The organism is Candidatus Thiodiazotropha sp. AKAK2 (genome assembly GCF_058244685.1).
In genome coordinates this window covers 1-18,417 of sequence record NZ_JBSYOP010000017.1, presented here as the reverse complement: position 1 = coordinate 18,417, position 18,417 = coordinate 1, and the positions used below count along the sequence as shown (strand labels likewise).

General features: G+C 49.1%; 14 protein-coding genes. 10 read left to right on the top strand and 4 right to left on the bottom strand.

Annotated elements, in window-relative coordinates; all coding sequences use genetic code 11:
- Nucleotides 1-56: 56 nt before the first annotated feature.
- Nucleotides 57-902, bottom strand: a complete 846-nt coding sequence (locus AC4IE8_RS05960) for a ParB/RepB/Spo0J family partition protein (protein WP_490777348.1) — start codon at nucleotides 900-902, stop codon at nucleotides 57-59.
- Nucleotides 903-1,949, bottom strand: coding sequence for a DNA-binding protein (locus AC4IE8_RS05955; RefSeq protein ID WP_490777347.1), 1,047 nt, complete (start codon nucleotides 1,947-1,949; stop codon nucleotides 903-905).
- A 554-nt stretch (nucleotides 1,950-2,503) separates the two neighbouring features.
- Between AC4IE8_RS05955 and AC4IE8_RS05950 the strand changes: the two genes are divergently transcribed.
- The 9 genes from AC4IE8_RS05950 to AC4IE8_RS05910 all read left to right on the top strand — a co-directional run bounded on the left by AC4IE8_RS05950 (nucleotide 2,504) and on the right by AC4IE8_RS05910 (nucleotide 16,287).
- Complete coding sequence (locus tag AC4IE8_RS05950; protein WP_490790554.1) at nucleotides 2,504-3,232, top strand: tyrosine-type recombinase/integrase; 729 nt, start codon at nucleotides 2,504-2,506, stop codon at nucleotides 3,230-3,232.
- Between the two features lie 428 nt (nucleotides 3,233-3,660).
- Nucleotides 3,661-4,554, top strand: coding sequence for an IS110 family RNA-guided transposase (locus tag AC4IE8_RS05945; RefSeq protein WP_490790553.1), 894 nt, complete (start codon nucleotides 3,661-3,663; stop codon nucleotides 4,552-4,554).
- A 129-nt stretch (nucleotides 4,555-4,683) separates the two neighbouring features.
- Nucleotides 4,684-4,926 carry a tyrosine-type recombinase/integrase gene (locus tag AC4IE8_RS05940; protein ID WP_490790552.1) on the top strand — a complete coding sequence of 81 codons (243 nt, stop codon included), beginning with the start codon at nucleotides 4,684-4,686 and terminating at the stop codon, nucleotides 4,924-4,926.
- A 211-nt stretch (nucleotides 4,927-5,137) separates the two neighbouring features.
- Nucleotides 5,138-8,800 carry a DUF4132 domain-containing protein gene (locus AC4IE8_RS05935; RefSeq protein WP_490790551.1) on the top strand — a complete coding sequence of 1,221 codons (3,663 nt, stop codon included), beginning with the start codon at nucleotides 5,138-5,140 and terminating at the stop codon, nucleotides 8,798-8,800.
- Nucleotides 8,791-9,885: an ATP-binding protein gene (locus AC4IE8_RS05930; RefSeq protein WP_490790550.1), complete on the top strand. Its 1,095-nt coding sequence runs from the start codon at nucleotides 8,791-8,793 to the stop codon at nucleotides 9,883-9,885. The genes AC4IE8_RS05935 and AC4IE8_RS05930 overlap by 10 nt, the downstream gene beginning before the upstream one ends.
- Complete coding sequence (locus AC4IE8_RS05925) at nucleotides 9,878-12,274, top strand: DUF5682 family protein (protein ID WP_490790549.1); 2,397 nt, start codon at nucleotides 9,878-9,880, stop codon at nucleotides 12,272-12,274. The genes AC4IE8_RS05930 and AC4IE8_RS05925 overlap by 8 nt, the downstream gene beginning before the upstream one ends.
- Nucleotides 12,271-13,386, top strand: coding sequence for a VWA domain-containing protein (locus AC4IE8_RS05920; protein WP_490790548.1), 1,116 nt, complete (start codon nucleotides 12,271-12,273; stop codon nucleotides 13,384-13,386). The genes AC4IE8_RS05925 and AC4IE8_RS05920 overlap by 4 nt, the downstream gene beginning before the upstream one ends.
- Nucleotides 13,383-15,335: an SWIM zinc finger family protein gene (locus AC4IE8_RS05915; protein ID WP_490790547.1), complete on the top strand. Its 1,953-nt coding sequence runs from the start codon at nucleotides 13,383-13,385 to the stop codon at nucleotides 15,333-15,335. The genes AC4IE8_RS05920 and AC4IE8_RS05915 overlap by 4 nt, the downstream gene beginning before the upstream one ends.
- A gap of 193 nt (nucleotides 15,336-15,528) precedes the next feature.
- Entirely contained in the window at nucleotides 15,529-16,287 is a 759-nt protein-coding gene (locus AC4IE8_RS05910; protein WP_490777335.1) for a tyrosine-type recombinase/integrase, read from the top strand.
- Between the two features lie 116 nt (nucleotides 16,288-16,403).
- Here the strand turns inward: AC4IE8_RS05910 and AC4IE8_RS05905 are convergent, their stop codons facing one another.
- Entirely contained in the window at nucleotides 16,404-17,564 is a 1,161-nt protein-coding gene (locus AC4IE8_RS05905; protein ID WP_490790546.1) for an IS30 family transposase, read from the bottom strand.
- Between the two features lie 111 nt (nucleotides 17,565-17,675).
- Between AC4IE8_RS05905 and AC4IE8_RS05900 the strand changes: the two genes are divergently transcribed.
- Nucleotides 17,676-18,329 (top strand): hypothetical protein, encoded by a 654-nt coding sequence (locus AC4IE8_RS05900; protein WP_490790545.1) that lies wholly within the window; start codon nucleotides 17,676-17,678, stop codon nucleotides 18,327-18,329.
- Here AC4IE8_RS05900 and AC4IE8_RS05895 read toward each other — a convergent pair.
- Complete coding sequence (locus tag AC4IE8_RS05895) at nucleotides 18,310-18,417, bottom strand: integrase core domain-containing protein (RefSeq protein ID WP_490790165.1); 108 nt, start codon at nucleotides 18,415-18,417, stop codon at nucleotides 18,310-18,312. The genes AC4IE8_RS05900 and AC4IE8_RS05895 overlap by 20 nt on opposite strands.

Sequence of the window (18,417 nt, the reverse complement as noted above, 5' to 3'; positions counted from 1 at the left end):
ATTTATGGAGAGGCTCAATCCATGAGCCTCTGCGGCTAAAATCTGGCTTAAGATGGTCAGTTTTTATCAATCCCCCAACTTTCCAGCAACCCCTGCAGCTCTTCCAGGGAGTGATAGGTCAGCGTCACTCGGCCTTTGGCCTGGCTGTCTGAAAACGTCACCTGACAGGGCAGGCAGTATTTTTCACTGAGTAACCGTTCCAGTCGATCGATGTTGGGATCCCGATCCGGTTGTGCCGTTCGACTGGCCTGACCGGATAAAATCGCCTTGATGTCATTGACGCGCTCTGTCAGTACCTTGACTGACCATTCCCGCTGAATGGCCATTGTGGCCAGCTCGATCTGGTACCGGCTGGGTAGAGGGAGTAGGGTCTTGGCGTGCCCCACATCTAGCTTCTTTTTATCAACGAGCGCTTGCACTGGCTCGGAGAGCTCGAGCAAGCGGAGAAGATTGGTCAGATGAGACCGAGATTTACCTACTGATTGAGCTGCCTCCTGATGGGTTAGCTTGAACTCCTCAATCAGTCGTTGGAGTCCGAGCGCCTCCTCGATCGCAGACAGATCCTCACGCTGGACATTTTCGATCAGGGACATAGCGCAGGCTTGTGCGAGCGTGAGATCGTTTCGCACGATAGCCGGGATCTCATGCAGGTAGGCTTGCATCGAGGCGCGCCAGCGGCGTTCTCCGGCAATGAGTTCGTACTGCCCATCGGTTTTGTCGAATCGCAGCACGACCGGCTGAATCACCCCTTGCTGCTCAATGCTTTCAGTGAGCTCCGCCAGGGCTTCCGGATCAAAATGTCGTCGCGGTTGCCAGCGACCGCGCTTGATCTTGTCGACCGGTACATTTCGCAGCTGGCCAGCGGTGGGGTCTGTGGTGGAGGGTAGGGTAGGGAGGGCCATCTATTTCGCCTTCTTGGGTAGTTTAGCAACCTGCTTGGTGAGTTTCTCGATGGCTTTGGTCTTTTGCTGACACTCTGTTTCCAGTTTAGCGCAGGCTTGCTCCAAATCGTCGTGTCGGTGCTGGTCATGCCGACGCTCTGCCTGTTCAGTTGCCAGGGCTGCTGCGAGCTCGGCACGTTCGGCTTGTACAGACGCCAGTTGAGTCTGCTGCTGCTGATAGGCGGTCTCCAGCTGCTCGACCTGGCCAGCGCGTCGAGCGACCTCTTGACTCAGCTCACTGGCGCGCTCGGTACTGGCCTGTTTCGCCTCCAGGAAGCTTTGGTTGAGATTCTCAAGCTTCATCTGCAAAGTTTGTTGTGTTTTCTCCGCTTCGACACGCTCCTGTGCTCGTGCAGTACGCTCCTGGTCATAAAGCGTGGTCAGTCGGTGCTCGGTGGCTTGGTGGCGCTCCTCTTCCTTGCGTAAGGCCATCTGTGCACGCTGTGTTTGGCTTTCGGCCTGTTCCAGGCGTACCCGGAACTCTTCATGGAGGGTGGGGATTTGCGCCTCAAGCGCTTGGCGCCGATCGGTCTCTGAGATCAGTTGCTGCTGCAGGGTATCGCGTTTTTCCACCAGCTGCTCAATCTGATGTTGCAGGGTTTGGATCTCTGCCTTGGCGGTTTCCAGGGCCTCCAGGGCGGCGCGTCGTTCGGTTATAGCGGTCTCTACCGCTTCACGGGCCATTTGGGTATCGGATTCGTAATTCGATCGAGCCTGGGCTTCGGCCTGGGCGCGGATCCCGGCGAAGGCCTCCAGGAGGGGGGTGAGGGCTTCGGGTGGAAATCCCTGCAGGTACTCCAGCTGCTGTAGGTGGGTCCCCAGGTCGGCCCAAAAATCCCCCAGGGCCTGCTGGATGGTTTTCATGGAGCCCCGGTTGCCGATGGCCTCATAGATCTTGCGTTGGGTGATCGCTTGGCCTTGCCCTTGGCGGAGCAGTTTGTGGGCGGCGAGGGCGACCTGGTCGGCGGTTTTGAGGGTGTCGGTCTGTGTCTCGGGAGCAGGGTGCATGGTGTGGCTCATTTTATAAAGTGAGATCAAAAAGTTCTATATGTACTATATAGTATCAGATATTCGATATTTTAATAATATCATGTGATATTATTTTAAGCCTATATGTCTGATAACTCCCATTATCAGATGGATAAAAAGCAGTTTTTGCCCTATCCTGGTTTTCTGAATCACCGAGACCCTCCCGGAGGGGCGGCGGCCGGCATTTACCACCCGGAGGCCCCATGAACGAACTGCTTGCTTCGGTCGCGACCCTGATTGAACTCCCTCGGGACCAGCTACCTACTTGTCCTGCCTGGGAGCGGCTCAGTCCCCACTGGCCGGCGCCGGAGGACAGGGAGATCCCCGGTCAGTGGGCGGCCAAGGTGCAGCTGTTCCGTTACCTGGCCAAGGCCTGGGGGGCGATATCGGACGACTCCTACCGGGCCCTGTGCGGGGATCTCCGATTGTTCTTCGAGTGGTGCCGGGCTCGGGAACTGCCGGTCCTGCCGACGACACCCCGGGCGGTGGCCGACTTCGTTGTCGACCAAGCCGAGATCAAGGCCAAGTCGACGGTGCGTCGCTACTTGGCCTCGATCGCCAAGGCACACAAGACAGTCAATCTGGCCAATCCTGTCACCGACGAGGATGTGACATTGACCTTTGAGCGGGTCTATCGGGACGATATCTCAGAGCCCCTTCAGTCCGAAGGCCTGCGCTGGAAGACCTTGAGCATCGGGCTGACCAACCTGGGGGAGGGCACTCGGGCCGTGCGCGATAACGCCCTGCTGCGGGTGATGTACGATTGCCTGCTCCGTGCCTCAGAGGTACAACGTTTGACCATTGAGGGGCTGAGCCAGGATCGCAACGGTTACCGGATGCGAGTCATCCGGTCCAAGAAGCGTTCAACCGCACAGCAGGGGGTCGTGAAAACCAAGTTCATACACGAGACCACGGCGGCCGCCATTGAGGCCTGGTGCGCGCTCGCCAGCATCACACAGGGAGTGATCTTCCGGGGGGTGACGAAGAGCGGCGATGTCCTCGAGGCGCCGATCAGTACCAAGGGGGTGAATCGGGCCGTACAACGGATGGCCCAGGCGGCCGGCCGGGATGCGCGGGGATTCAGCGGGCACGCCTGCCGGATCGGGGCCTGCCAGGACCTGCTGGCCGCCGGCATCGATATCGGCCGGGTTATGCTCGCGGGGGATTGGGAGCGCCCTGAGATGCCTGCCTACTACGGAAGGAAGCTGACACCAGACCAATCCGGGATTGCTGAGCTATCGGTATTACAACAGCGTCGCTGATTGTATGCTCCAATTCAGAGCATCGAATGAGTGCTTCCGGCCAGTACCAGAAGATTGAACGAATATGGTTCAAGAAGCCTCGTACTCAAAAGCAGATCTAAGTACTGTACAGCGCTATAGACCGTAGCCGACCCATAGCAGACATTAACGATTACTTAACTGGCGCGAACGGAGTGTGCGTCCATGCGAGGCACGAGCGATTTTTAAGTGCTTGTATGGTTGAATTGATGCACTGATAGCTAATCCCTGCCTCTAAGTGGAGAGCTGATAAAATGAAGCCCGTAACTTGTAGCAGCAAGTTACCGGTTCAGTAGCCCGATGATGCACAGGTCTTGAAGACCGTTAACAAGCAGGGGCACTGAACCGACCCGATTTATCTCGAACAGTCGAATGGGCTTCAAGCCCGAATTTAGCAAGGGTGAGTGCAGATGACAAACCTTAAAAAGAGAAAATCCCGTGTGAATGTCGGTGTCGATGTAGGTAAATGGATGCTCGATATCCACATTTATGAAAAAGATGTCCACTGGCAGGAAGAGAATTCGCCTGAAGGGATCCAGCGAATACTCAAGCGTCTCGCCCACTACCGGGTAAAACGCCTAGTCATGGAGGCCACAGGGCGCTACCAGTTGGCCCTGGCGACGGCAGCCTACCAAAAGGCTCTACCCGTCTGTATCGTCAAACCCATGTCGGTACGTCGCTATGCCGGTGCCATTGAACAGCTGGCCAAGACCGACAAGATCGATGCCCGGGTGATTGCCGAATATGCCGCCGTCATCCAGCCGAATCCAACGCCAAAAGTCAGTCGTAATCTACAGATAATCAAAGACTTAATAGCCCGGCGTCGACAAATCATGGAGATGCGTACCCAGGAACTCAATCGGTTACAGATCATGGGCAAGACCTTTGAAGCCTCCTGCCGACGAATACTACGAACACTGGACGCGGAGATTCAGCGAATAGAGAAGAGACTCAACGACGTCATCGAAAAACAGGCTGAGTGGGCTGAACGGAAATCGATCTTAATGTCAGCCCCGGGTGTAGGTGAAACACTGGCATATACTCTGCTGGCCGATTTGCCAGAGATGGGATCTATGAGCAGTAAGCAGGTAGCCGCCCTGGTCGGTGTGGCACCCATCAATCGCGACAGTGGTAAATCACGGGGCAAGCGACGAATCAAAGGCGGCAGAGCGGGTGTGCGTACGACACTCTACATGGCCACCCTGAGTGCAACTCAATGCAATCCCATCATTCGGGCTTTCTACCGACAGCTCGTTGCACAGGGTAAACATAAGAAGGTGGCATTAACTGCCTGTATGCGGTAGTTTATTACCATGTTGAATGCCATGGTAAGAGATCAAGTTACTTGGGCTTATTGATCTCTCTATTGACGGGGTTGACGCCACAGTCGCTTGTATGCGGGACGGTTTAGAAAGTCTGAAAGAATCTTTCCGATGGCGCGGCAGACGGTCAACCGGCATATCAACAGCCTGGTGGAGCGCGTAGGGGGGGCGGATTTTCGGATCAGCTGCCACACATTCAGGCACGCCTTTGCGGTGCACCTCTTATTACATGGGCGGCCTTTGAAAGTGGTGAGTCAGTTATTGGGGCATCGCTCTGTGGACAGTACGGAGATCTATACCAATGTGCTCACCGTGGATGCGGCACATTTTCTGGACGGGGTGGATTTTCACTAAACCTTTACACTGAGATGTGAAGATATGACCTTGTCCCTTGAGCCAACAAGAGATCACTAAATACCATGTGTCTCCTAATCAAGCCCCGAGTTTGGAAAACCTATTGATCGGAATTTAAAAATTGCATTAACAATGGAAGTAGGATTCAGTGAATATTTTTAACAAACTTAAGCGTGCGGTAGACCCGCGGACCAAGACAGTGACTGCGGACATGAAACGGCTCAATGCTGTCCAATCTGGCCTGGATCAAAAGGCTATCGACTATATTATCGATGGCAAGCATGAGACCGTTTTGTCCACGCTATCGAACGGTTGTACCGGGTCAGAGTTGGAAGTGTGCAAGACTTATCTAGATCACAATTCAGCCACCAGGAGTCGCCGACAGCTGTTGGCGCAACACGCGCCTTACGACGTCGAATTTGCAAATCGATACACCGAAGTCTTATCAGCCTCTCTCAAAGATATTCCTGATAATTGTGCGGGCAGCAGCAAGGCTAGCCGATTGGTAAGAGTCTTCTTTTCTGAAGTGTTTGAAGGAATCAAAAAGAGCATCAATACTTGGCCAGCACAGCCTGAAAAGATTCGTGAGAGCGGGCTGACGCTTGCAACGGCGCAGGATATCACCTTGTCTTTTGGTGGGACGCTTGTCGACCTGGTCGATGTTTTATTCCATGAAAATGGACAATGGAGTTCCATTACTGGCGATCTCTATCGTCAAGCCATTGACGTTAAACCACTACTCAAAACCTATCCCAAGGAAACCATAGATGCAGGTCGACGAATTCATGCAATCTCACGATCCAATCTGATTCAGGAACTACATCGATGCGGTTTGGCGGACACACCGGAATACCGGGATTTTATAGTCGAACTTGCCGGTGACAATTCCAAAGCAGTACGAGAGGCGGCGATATCACTGATAAGTACATTCGATACGGGCTATCTTGAACCCAAAGCCATTGAACTTTTGGATAAAGGTAACGTATCAATGCGTGCAGGTATGGTTGAGTTACTTGCCAAGCTAGGGACGGAACAGGCATTGCAAGCCTTACACTCCCACAAAGAGAAGGAAAAAACCGCCCGAATCGTGGCCGCTATTGATGCGGCGATGACAGTCTCCAAACACGTCAAAACTGAGTCACCAGACAGCGACAATAACAAGCAATATCAAGCTATCGATGGAACTGTTGTTGAGATACCTGAGCTCGGAACGATTCCCGATGGAGACAACCCAAAATTTGGACAAGATGACCGTATTCATCTGGTAAAGATAATTCAGGAAGAAAATAATCGAATAAAAAAACAGAATGAAGAAAATAAAAAGTCTGGATATAGCTATCGGCTGCCATTGTTGAAAGAAAATCTCTCAGATACAGCGCTTGCGTTTTTTAATCAAGCAGGACGACCCAACAACAAAGCCAATCAGGCGTTAATTTATTTTCTATCCCGCGGATCGGGTGAACAGTGGTCCCGTAACGCGCTGGCAAAACTGCCACAAAAAACCGCGCTTCGATTAGCTGTCAAAACGACGCAAAGTGCCTATGCTGCGTTATCACCTTATGGACAAGGGCCATTTGTGGACATAATACGCGATTTTATCAATGGTCCGAATGGTGATCTTCGAAATCTTGAAGCGATCGATGTCGAGATGGAATCTGAAAACTGGTTTGGCTATGGATCAAACCGAATAACGAGAAATGTACAAGCAGGTGACCTACTGCGCTCTGTGATTCAAGACGATTACGCCTACATGGAGCCCAATCTCGATAATGTACCATCCGATGCTGTGTGGCCCTATCTGGCACAAAGTTTTGATGTGATCGACGAGGCATTTGGGCTAAAACCCCAAACAGAGATAAAGCTTAGCCGCGTAGGCGCGATTAAAGTGCTATATCGGCTTCCGAAGACGCCATCGCGATATTTTGGCCAGCTACTTGAAGCCGCAACCGGTGAAACAAAAGCCGGGAGAGCCGAAGCACGCGAGATGCTGGCGAATGCACCAGCGGTGGATGATCATATATTGGCATTGCTCAATGACTCTCGTCAGGCTGTTCGTGCAGGTGCTGCCGAATGGATTACAGCAAGGCACTACGTAGAAGGTATTCCAGCACTCAAAGCGCGGTTGAAAAAAGAGAAATCTGAGGTGACTAAAGCTGCGCTCCTCACCACATTAGACACACTTGGAGAGGATTTGACTGGATTCGTTGGACCGAAAGCGCTGCTCGAAGAGGCAGAAGCCGGTCTTAAAAAAGCCAAACTGGATAAACTTGCATGGCTAAACCTCGATCATCTGCCCAAACTGCGTTACCCCTCAAATCGAGCTGTCCCGAATGAAGTGCTTAAGTGGTGGATCTTTCTTGCGGTAAAATTAAAACAACCCGGAGGAAATGCACTCTTTGATATTTATCTTGATCGCCTGAATCCGCAAGATGCAGAACACTTTTCAACTTGGATTTTAGATAGTTGGTATAACTATGATACCGAACAGCCTTCGGAGCAGGAAGGCAACGCCTATGCGAAACAGAATGCAACCAATCGCTATAACAGTATGAAGAAGTGGTATAAGGAATATACTGAGGAGAAGGCCTACGCAGACCTAAAACGGGAGTTTATGTCAAACTATCTCAATAGCGGCGCAGCGACAAAAGGATTACTCGCGCTGGCAAGTCACACACCTGCAACCCTCGCGGCGGATAGGGTGAGAAACTTCCTGAAAAATCATGGCTCAAGAACTTCGCAGGCTTCCGCATTACTAGAGATGCTTGCGCACAAAGGAGATCCAGTGTCGTTACAGGTTGTCATCGCAGCGGCAACCCGACTAAAACAAAAAGGCGTACAAAAATTCGCGGCGACTCTTATCGAGAAAGTGGCTGAGGCCAACTCCTGGAGTTTAGACGAACTTGCTGATAGAACGGTACCCAGTGCAGGTCTGGATGACGATGGCATTTTGCGTTTACCCTGTGGGCCAGATCATAAAATCTATGCAGCAAGTATCGGTGATTCCTTCATTTTCGAAATCCGAAATCCGGACGGTAAGTTCGTAAAATCTCTACCCAGTGGGCAAGACGATACAACGAAGGCGTCAAAGAAACAGCTATCCACGTCCCGCCGCGAATTGAAACAAGTCATCTCAATGCAGTCGTCCCGGCTTTACGAGGCGCTCTGTGCCGAGCGAAGTTGGCGCCTCGAAGAATGGCAACGCGATATTGGCGGACACCCCATCATGCGACGACTGGCTGAACGCAGTGTCTGGTTGGGTTTGGATGACAGTGAAAACGTTGTCACCGCGTTTCGACCGACCCAAGAAGGTGACTACACCGATGCTAACGATCAAGATATCGACATTGAATCGTTTTCATCGATCCGTCTTGCCCATGGCGCACTGATTGAGGCCTCAGAGACTGAGGCATGGCAGCGCCATCTTGACGACTACGAGGTTAAACCACTGTTTGAACAGTTTACTCGTCCCCTGTTGTCTATTGATAAAGAGCAAGCGTCGATGACCGTTATTGAAGATCGAAAGGGGTGGGTCACGGATACCTTCACGTTTCGAGGTGAAGCCTCAAAACTGGGATATGAACGCGGTGAAGCTATGGATGGCGGCTACTTTAATGAGTACACAAAGAATTTCCAAAGTGCTGGTATATTGGCAAGCATTGAGTTTTCCGGAAACTGTCTTCCCGAAGAAAATGTTCCAGCCGCAATGATCTCACTTGCATTTGAACGCTACTCGTCTGGAAGAAGAACCGGAGGAACCTTGAAACTCTCAGATATCCCGCCAGTATTACTCTCAGAGTGTTGGAATGATTATCGATCAATTGCTAAAAAAGGCGCATTTGATGAAAACTGGGAGAAAAACATGCCATGGATGTAACTCAAGTACAACGCGCACCTGCAGAGAGTAAGTTTTCGGAGGAACTAAACCGGCTGCAGGAAAATGATCGGGAGGCCAAACCAAATGGATGGTTGCTATCACCGAGATCGGTAAGGCGTTTTATCCTCGGGGATAAAAGCCTAGATATATCACAAAAGTTCTTTGGGGATGATCCGCTAGTAGACCGGTGTATCGTTTCTTTAATGGGGCACCAGGGATTGATGCTGGTTGGAGAGCCTGGCACAGCAAAGTCTCTGCTTTCCGAACTATTGGCTGCCGCGATCAGTGGTGACTCAAATCTTGTGATCCAAGGCTCGGCGGGTATTCTAGAAGATCACCTGCGATACGGATGGAACTATGCGCTTTTGCTAGCGGAAGGGCCTGGTGAAAAGGCATTGGTTCCCTCACCTGTACTTTCGGCGATGCAAACGGGAAAAATTGCACGCCTGGAAGAGTTGACACGTTGTGCGCCAGAGGTTCAGGACGCCATGATTTCTCTTCTGTCCGAAAAGACAATCTCGATTCCTGAACTTGGTCCTGGTAAAGAGGTTCGTGCTGTTCCCGGTTTCAATGTGATTGGAACCGCAAACCTAAGAGATCGCGGTGTACACGACATGTCGAGTGCGTTGAAACGACGTTTTAATTTCGAAACCGTTAAACCCATAGCTGATGCCAATTTTGAAAAGGAGCTGGTTGCTCGTCAAGTTGCTGAGCGGATGGATAATCATGCAACAATGGCACCTATCGATACCAATGTGATCGATGTACTGGTTTCAGTATTTCGGGATTTGCGAACCGGAAAGACTGAAGATGGTGCGTCTGTAGCAACACCCAATAGCGTTATGTCTACGGCAGAGGCAGTTAATGTCGCGCATGCGGCGGCACTCGATGCACTATATTTAGATGGTACCAACATGTCGACTTCACATGTTGCTCGGCAAATCCGTGGCGTCGTTTTCAAAGATGACCTTGAGGATGCTCGGAGGTTCCGTGCCTATGTTGATCAGATCGCTAAAGTACGAATGAAGAGAAACAAAGCGTGGTCAGAGTTTTATAAGGCAGCAAAGAAGGATTTAGATGGATGACCTGTCACAGTTAGACTCTCTTCGTGGGTCATTGATTCAGGAAGACACCGGACTCTATTTCGCACCGATAAGACACCACTCGCCGGCTTGCGCTTGGGCAGTGAGAGCACTCATTCGTGAAATCAGGCCCCGCCAAATTCTAATCGAAGCGCCTACTGATCTGCAAAAGCACATCAATTTACTTCTCCACAAAAACACAGTTCCACCTGTTGCGCTAGCGGTTTTCATAGGTCAAAAAGAACACCCACGCCTAGCGACCTATTATCCATTCTGTTCCCATTCTCCGGAGTATGTTGCCTTAGTAGAAGGTCAGAAAGTCAAGGCAAAGCTTCAATTCATCGATTTGCCATCGGCTAATAAAGCCATGATATCGACACCTTCAACGGATGAGAATTTAGTGATCGATAGTGAAGAGCATTTCGACACAGGTGATTTCGTTGCTTCGATGTGTCAAAAGATTGGTTGTCGAAATGGCTATGAGCTATGGGACCACCTATTTGAATCTCGCCTTGGACAGGATAATTGGAGAGACTTTTTAGCCGACGTTGGCGCTTACTGTGCATGCCTACGATACACTACACCAAAAAGTGCGATAGAACTTAATGGCGATCAAACTCGTGAAGAGCACATGAGTAATGCACTCCTTGGGGCTTTAAAAAAGGAAGGCCCTGTTTTGGTAATTACCGGCGGTTTCCATACCAGCGCATTGATAAAAGCTGTTGAAAGCAGAAAAAGAACAAAGAAGGCCGCAACCGTTCAACCGGGAAATTCTTATCTCATTCGATATGGATTTGAAGCGCTTGATGCTTTAAGCGGCTATGGAGCAGGTTTACCGCAACCTGGTTACTACGATTATTTATGGCATCGGGCTAAAGATGCAAATGGCGCACCCCAGTGGCGTGAAACTGCGTTAGATCTGGTAACCAGATTTAGTCGCAATCTTAGAGAAGAAGGCCATACGATGACTGTTCCGGCACAAGTAGAAGTACTCCGTGTTGCCGAAGCATTGGCAGCTATGCGTGGGAGAGAGGGGGCAGGGCGTCATGACCTAATTGATGCGGTTAGAACAGCCTTGGTGAAAGGCGAAGTCGGAGTTCGAGAGATATGGACGGAAAGGCTTTTTGACTTCCTTCGAGGTAATGCAATCGGAGATATCCCTTCCTCGGCAGGGTCACCCCCCATTGTCGACGATGCACGATCTCGAGCGCAGAGTCTGCGTGTCGATATTCGCGATGGTGCACGAAGACAGCGCAAACTTGATATTCGCAGAAAGCCTTCACATTTAGCTGTGTCACAGTTCTTTCACGCGATGTCCCTGTTAGAATCCGGTTTTGCAAATCGAATTACTGGGCCTGATTTTTTATTTGATGTACATACAGAAAGATTGTTTGAAGAGTGGTCTTTTGCTTGGTCTCCGATGGTAGAAGGACGCTTGATCTCGCTGGCAACAATCGGCGATAGCGTCAATAGTGCCTGTATCAGCGTGTTGAGAAACAAACAGTCTGAGATCTATAAAGCAGGCAAAAGTCGGGATATCATCAGCTTGACTGATTTATTCGTACAAGGTTTACTTGCTGGTCTCGGAGAGAATCTACACGACTTCCTTAATGAACTCGCGGCAGATATAAAATCTCACGGTGAATTCTATTCAGTGGCACAGACCTTACGACGACTTCACACAATCACAAACGCATCTGGCCCCCTACAGATTTCATATAGTTTACCTCTTAGTGAAGTCCGCCAAGCCGCGTATCAAAGGCTTATTTATCTTTGTGAAGACCTTCCTAAATCATCAGATGAAAATATTCAGGAACACATTGAGTCATTACGACTCATGATGGATTTGTTACGTTCGCCCGGCGCTGAAGCGTTCGATCGAAGTCAATTTGACGAAGCGATTAATCGCGTTGCGGATGTTAAACCACCACCTGTTATTCTCGGATCAGTCCTGGCAATTGCGCTCATGGCTGACATGAGATCGCCTGAAGAGGTTTGCCGCGCTTTAGCTGGGAGTTTCAATGGTAGCTTTGATCATGCAAAAGATCGAATAGGAATCTTAAGAGGACTCATTTTTACTACCCCGGAGATCATCTGGCGTAACAAAGAAGTACTACAACAAATTGATAAATTACTCTGTGATCTCACAGAAGATGAGTTTCTTGAATTGTTACCCCATCTTCGACTGGCATTTACAGCGCTGAATCCGCGCGAGACCGATAGGGTTGCCGGTCTGCTTGCAAATATGCATGGAGGAAGAGGATTAGAGTATCTCGATTCCCAGCACGAACTTTCGGAAGAAGATCTAGAGCAAGGTATTGAGATTGAGCGCAAACTGAGGTTGTCGATGCAATCAGATGGATTGAAGGCATGGTTAGAGGAGGGCAGATGACCAGTAAGCCACAGCGACGTTGGCGTCTGGCCCTCGGGCGATATGCCCGTGATAATCTCGAAATACTGGAGAAAAGTGATCAGGAAATTGATCGCGCCCTGGATTTCCTATATTCACGTGAATACGAAAAACGCGGTGTAAAAACCGGTCGTGGCCCAGGAAGTCTTGATCCCACTCAAATGAATGCGATCAATTGGCTCGGTAAAGCGAGAAGCCTTTTTCCCGAAACGGTGTTTGAAACCTTACAAGACCATGCCCTTGATCGATACGGCCTGTCTGATCTGCTCAATGACCCACAAACCCTCGAATCACTCGCGCCCAATCAGAATCTGCTAAAAGTCCTCCTTGGTTTCCAGGGCCGCGCGCAGCCTGCCGTAAAAGAGAAGTTACGCGAAATCGCAGATCAAGTCATTCGAGAGATCGTTGAGCGGCTGCGGTCAGAAATTCAACGCGCATTTTCAGGTCGCAAGAATCGTTTCAGAAGATCAAACATCGCATCAGCAGCTAATTTTGACTGGCGCACGACAATTAGAGCGAACCTGAAAAACTATGATCCAATTCGAGAGCGTATTATCGCGGATAGAATATTCTTCAATGCCCGTGAGCGCCGACACCTCCCTTGGCGGATCATATTATGTGTAGATCAGTCCGGTTCAATGACAAACAGCATAATTTACTCCGCGGTAATGGCAGCGATTTTGTCAGGATTACCTGGTGTTACAGTAAGCATGGTGCTTTTTGATACCTCGGTGGTTGATGTTTCTGATCGCCTAACAGATCCGTTAGAGACGCTGCTATCAGTTCAACTTGGTGGTGGTACCAATATTGGCAAAGCGGTGGCCTACTGTGAGAATCTTGTTGAGGATGCAGATCGGACGGTGCTTACACTAATCAGTGATTTTGGCGAGGGTGCTTCTCCGCGTCCGCTGTATGCATCGATCGCTCGCCTTGCTGAGCAAAGAGTAAAACTCATCGGTCTTGCTGCATTAGACGATGGCGGCGAACCGGTTTACGACCAGATGATTGCAGGGAGATTGGCAGACCTCGGCATGCATGTCGGGGCCATGACACCAGACCGGTTTGCCCAATGGCTTGCAGGAGTCATGCAATGACACTCAGGTCGATGATTTTGAGCCACGACAGTATGGCGCTTGAAACGTTGACATCAAAGGGTTTGCTCAGACGGGCTCAAAGAGATGTCGAGGCCGGTCTTGGAACTATTGAGAATATCGATGATAACAAAGCAACGGTAACAGTAGGCAAAGCGTCCGTAGATCTCGACGAGAAAGGCCCTAAGGCAGCCACTTGTACCTGCAAAGCACATGGAATTTGTCGACATATCCTAGTGGCGGTTTTATTGCTTCGTGAGCAAAACTCCTCTGTTGAAAAGACACCTAACGAACCTAAACCGTCCTCTGCTTTAGAGGAAATCTACGCGCTAAAGGATGAGCAAATCATAAAGTTTTCCGGTGCTGACTGGAGTAAATCCCTTGCCTTAATATCCGACAATCCCAAATATTGCATAATTGAAGAGGGGCTTAATGTAGCGGTTTTATTTGAAGAAATGAATGCCAAAGTCACCTTTATCGGTAGTAGCGGTTTAAAGGGTGCTGCATATAAAGGACCAAAAACACGTAAACGGCTTTTATCTACGGTAGCGGCGCTACTGGTCCGGCAGAAAGAGGGATTACAACTTTCAGATAGTTCGTATGCTATAGGAACAGGCCCGAATATTGACAATGCTTTCATCAACAGCACGCAACTAACCATCGAGCAAGCAGTAACGGCCACATTATCGAGCAGGTCTCCTCTTGGACACGACTTGCTCTTGGATCTTGCAATCTCAAGCCGCTGTGAGTCACTTCCAAGACTATCGGCAGAATTGAGGGCTTTAAGCCGGCAAGCACGAGCTTCTAGCGAACGAAGTATTGATTTTGATCCTGCAGACTTCTTCTTGCGGGCATCACGTGCCTATACTTTATTGGAGGCACTTAGAAATGATCCAACGAACCAGATATTAACCGGTTCAATAAAAAGAGAGTACAAAAGCGGCAAGCCGATGGAGGTATGGCCATTGGCAGTATCGCGATGGCGAAGTACGACGGGCGCAAGGGGGCTGAGTGCTTATATATTTGATCCTGTATCCTGTGAATGGTTAACCATGCTTGAAGGACGAAGCGCTGGAATCGATCTTTCTTTCGATGTGTCAACAGCCTACCAAATGCCAGTCTGGGGTTTTAGTACATTGCGTGGCGTTATGGGGCGTCGAGTTCACTTGGCAAAACCTCTGATCGCGAGTGATGGGGCAATTTCCAGTAAGAGCCAGCATGCAAACCATGACCAACCAATGCCAATATCACTGGGTGAGATTCTAGAGTCTAATGGGGTTCATGACGAATGGTCGTCCTTCAGGAGGGATGTGGAAATTCGACTCGGTCACGGGATTGGTAGGCGCCAGGTGCAGCTACCTGCAATGATTATCCCTTCCAGCTATGGACAGGTAGGATTCGATGACATTAATCAGGTCTATATGTACGAAGTGCGTGACAAACTTGGAGATACCCTCATCTTAAACATCCCCGCTGATGACAATCAAACAGCAATACGTTTATGGAAAATGGGTAGAGACGTTCAGGGTCTTGTCGTTGAGACGTCATTCGGATTACATGGCCTTGATGTAAGACCTGTTTCTATAATTTTAAATGATTCTCAGGGCGTAGCTATCCATAATATAGACTTTGATTTTTGGAAGAGAGAACGCGGTATTAAAAAGTTATTCTCTAACTTCCGCGAAAGTGTCGCTAAACCGCTAGTGGCACATCAAACCAATGTACGCAGTCCGTTTCAGCGAACACTGTCTGATTCTATCGATGAGTTAATAAGCCTCGTCTGTCATTTGCCCGGCGAAAACAACACTAGATTACTCGTTAGTAGACTTGAATCCTTTGGATTCTCGACGTTTGCTGATGCTTTTGAAAAAGCGACATATTTAAAAGATTTGAAATCGATATTAAAAGCAGGCTTTGTCGCCAGTGAGATTGACGAAATGCTCAAGTTTTAATGATATCAGAGGCCTGCCTGCAGGATATCTCGACTTTCAAAAGGCCCAACTGGATATGAACTTACTCGACTCTGTCATTCATGTAAAAAGGGAAGATTCCAATGAAGTCCTATAAACACTGTGTTCAGATTGATTTCTGATCTAACAAGTATCATTATTGGAATTTGGCACCACATTGAGGTGGATTCAGTCTATGGTATCTAAGGTCAGGCCGGTAAAGCGGCTTATTGAACTGTATGAGCCGGGGGAAGGGAAAGCTCAAGTCATTGATCGACCAGGGCAACTGACTGATGTGTTATGGCGAGCATCACGGGGTGAGCTTGGACGCAGAAACGTAGCGATTATCATGATGCTCTTCGGGTCAGGCATGCGAATCAATGAGGTTGCTCAGCTTAAGGTCAAAGATGTTTGCCGACCGAATGGAGAACTGAAAAAGACATTTTCGATTCCGGCAAAGTATACAAAAACCAACAAGTCACGCATTGCCTATATTGTTGCTCCTCAACACAGGCAGGCGCTTCACTGTTGGCTACAACAGAGAGTCAACGAGCAAGCCATGATTTCTGAGGATGGAAGCTTCGGGGGACTCTCAGGTGATAGCCCACTCTTCCTTTCAAAGAAAGGCTCTTGGCGAAAGTTCGCGTTCAACACAAAACGCTACAAAACGAGTGAGGGCATGAAAGAGGTCCTCGTTTGTAGCTCCCTCGAGAACCTGATGCGGGAGATCCTCAAAGGTGCCGGCATAGAAGGGGGATCGAGTCATAGCGGCAGGCGGACCCTTGCCAGCTGGTTAGATCGCAAGGGGTGCGATCTTGAGTTGATCCGATACATACTCAATCATGAAGATCCCGAAATGACGATTGAATACATTGACCCATCGCAGAAGCGAATCGAAGAGGCGTATAAGTCTTTGTTCTTGGGTTTGAAGATGCCCGAGGCGTTATTGGTATAAATTATTTACCAAACATGATATTCGTTTTGGCGAGAAGTTTTCGGTATTTCGTTTACGCAGCTTCGCTTTAGAACACATAAAATAATATGGTGCATAGTCTGATTTCGACTGCGGATTCAATCGATCGACGCAACACATTGGTTAAACTGTTCAGCTGGTGTTTTGTAGTTTAACGTTTTTCTTGGCCTTTCGTTCAATCGCCTAGCAACAGCATTCAATTTTGCTTGTGATATCTCCGACAGATCCATTCCTTTCGGAAAGTATTGTCTTAACAGACCATTAGTATTTTCATTAGAACCTCGCTGCCAAGGGTTATGGGGATCACAGAAATATACCTGAATACCGGTGTCTAAAGTGAAGCGTTTGTGATCGGCCATTTCTTTGCCACGATCCCAGGTAAGAGACTTATAAAGCTCCTTCGGTAATCTATGTGCTTGTTTGATCAATGCGTTGATTACCGTTTCAGTGTCTTTGCTATTGACTTTGGCCAGCATCAGATAACGCGTATGGCGTTCCACCAGAGTCGCTATCTGGCTGTTGTTGCTACCGAACAGCAGATCACCCTCCCAATGACCAGGAACAGCACGATCTTCAACTGAGGCAGGCCGCTCGCGGATCGATACCGTGTCGGTAATCCGGCCATGATCCGCTGTTTTTTGGGTGTGGTGGCGTGAACGACGCATCATTCGTGTACGCCTCATATGTTGCAATAGCTCTTTCTTCAAGGCACCTCGCGCCTGGATAAACAAGCTCTTATAGATCGTCTCGTGTGACACCTGGTAGTGCTCGTCGTCTGGATAGGTGAGCTTGAGCCAACCCGCAATCTGCTCGGGTGACCACTCCAACTGAAGCTTGCTGGCTACGATTCGAGCCAACGTCCGCTTCTCAACCAGTTTACAGGTTTTAGGGCGATTTGCCCGATCCCAGGCCGCCTGCTCAGCCTGACTTGCCCGGTAACCACGATGACCGCCGTTACGCTTGATTTCTCGGCTGATGGTCGAAGGCGCTCGACCAAGAGAGGCGGCAATTGAGCGAATTGAGCGAGCTGTAACTATGCCGCGCGATATTTCTTCGCGTTCTGTTAAGGTTAGTGCGTAAGGTGATCGTCGACGCTCTGGCGGGCGTATACCACCATGCGCTCTAATGATGCGCTCAATTGATGGGTGATGTCGGTCAAACAACCGAGCAATCGAACCCAGGGTTTCACCTTTTTGCCAACGATCCCACATTATCGCCTTTTGCTCTTCTGTGTAGTGTATTCTTGGTCGCCGCTTCATTTTCAACATCCTCCTCTCTATAGTTAGAGATTAGATGTTGCATCGATCAATTGAATTCGCAACCCAAAGCGGACATAGTTATTAATGCGATAGTAGAGGTTGAAAAGGGATATGAAAATTGATGTTCACGTCCACACAAAAAAGACGAAGCAAGGTGACGCAGCCTCTAGAGAGGTCGATGCAAATAGGTTCCACCAAATAATCGCTTCCACAGAAGTGAAAATCGTCGCAATCACTAATCACAATGTTTTCGATTTAGATCAGTATGAAGAGTTTACCCATACAGTGGGAGGCGATTTTCAAATATGGCCAGGTGTTGAGCTCGATGTTGTTGTTGAGGATCGACGCGGACATTTGCTTGTGATTGTCTCTCCTTCGAAGGCAAAAGATCTTGCAAAAGTGATTTGTGAAGTTACAAAAGACACAACCCCAGACGCATTTACGATTTCGATCTCAGATGTTGTCTTAACATTTGATCAGCTAAATCCAATCTATATTGCACATTACAAACAGAAGAAACCTGATCTCCTAGATGAGGATATTGAGTTCATTATTAATAATACGGCAAAAAATAATAGAGTGCTCAAAGAGGCGACTAACGCAGTATCTGCAGGAATATTTATATGTCACGGTCATGCATCTATTTACGGATCCGATGTTCAAAATTGGGATAAGTATCAAGCATATCCAGAAAAGCTGCCTGATCTAAGATTACCAGTCGAAAGCTTTTGTAAACCCACCTATTTTAGTGCCAGCCTAAATTAGAGTTCTCCTGCTCATATTTCTTTCGGTATTCGACAGGTGTTAATTTACCGAGTGACTGATGCGGCCGCTCTTCGTTGTATTTTCTGAT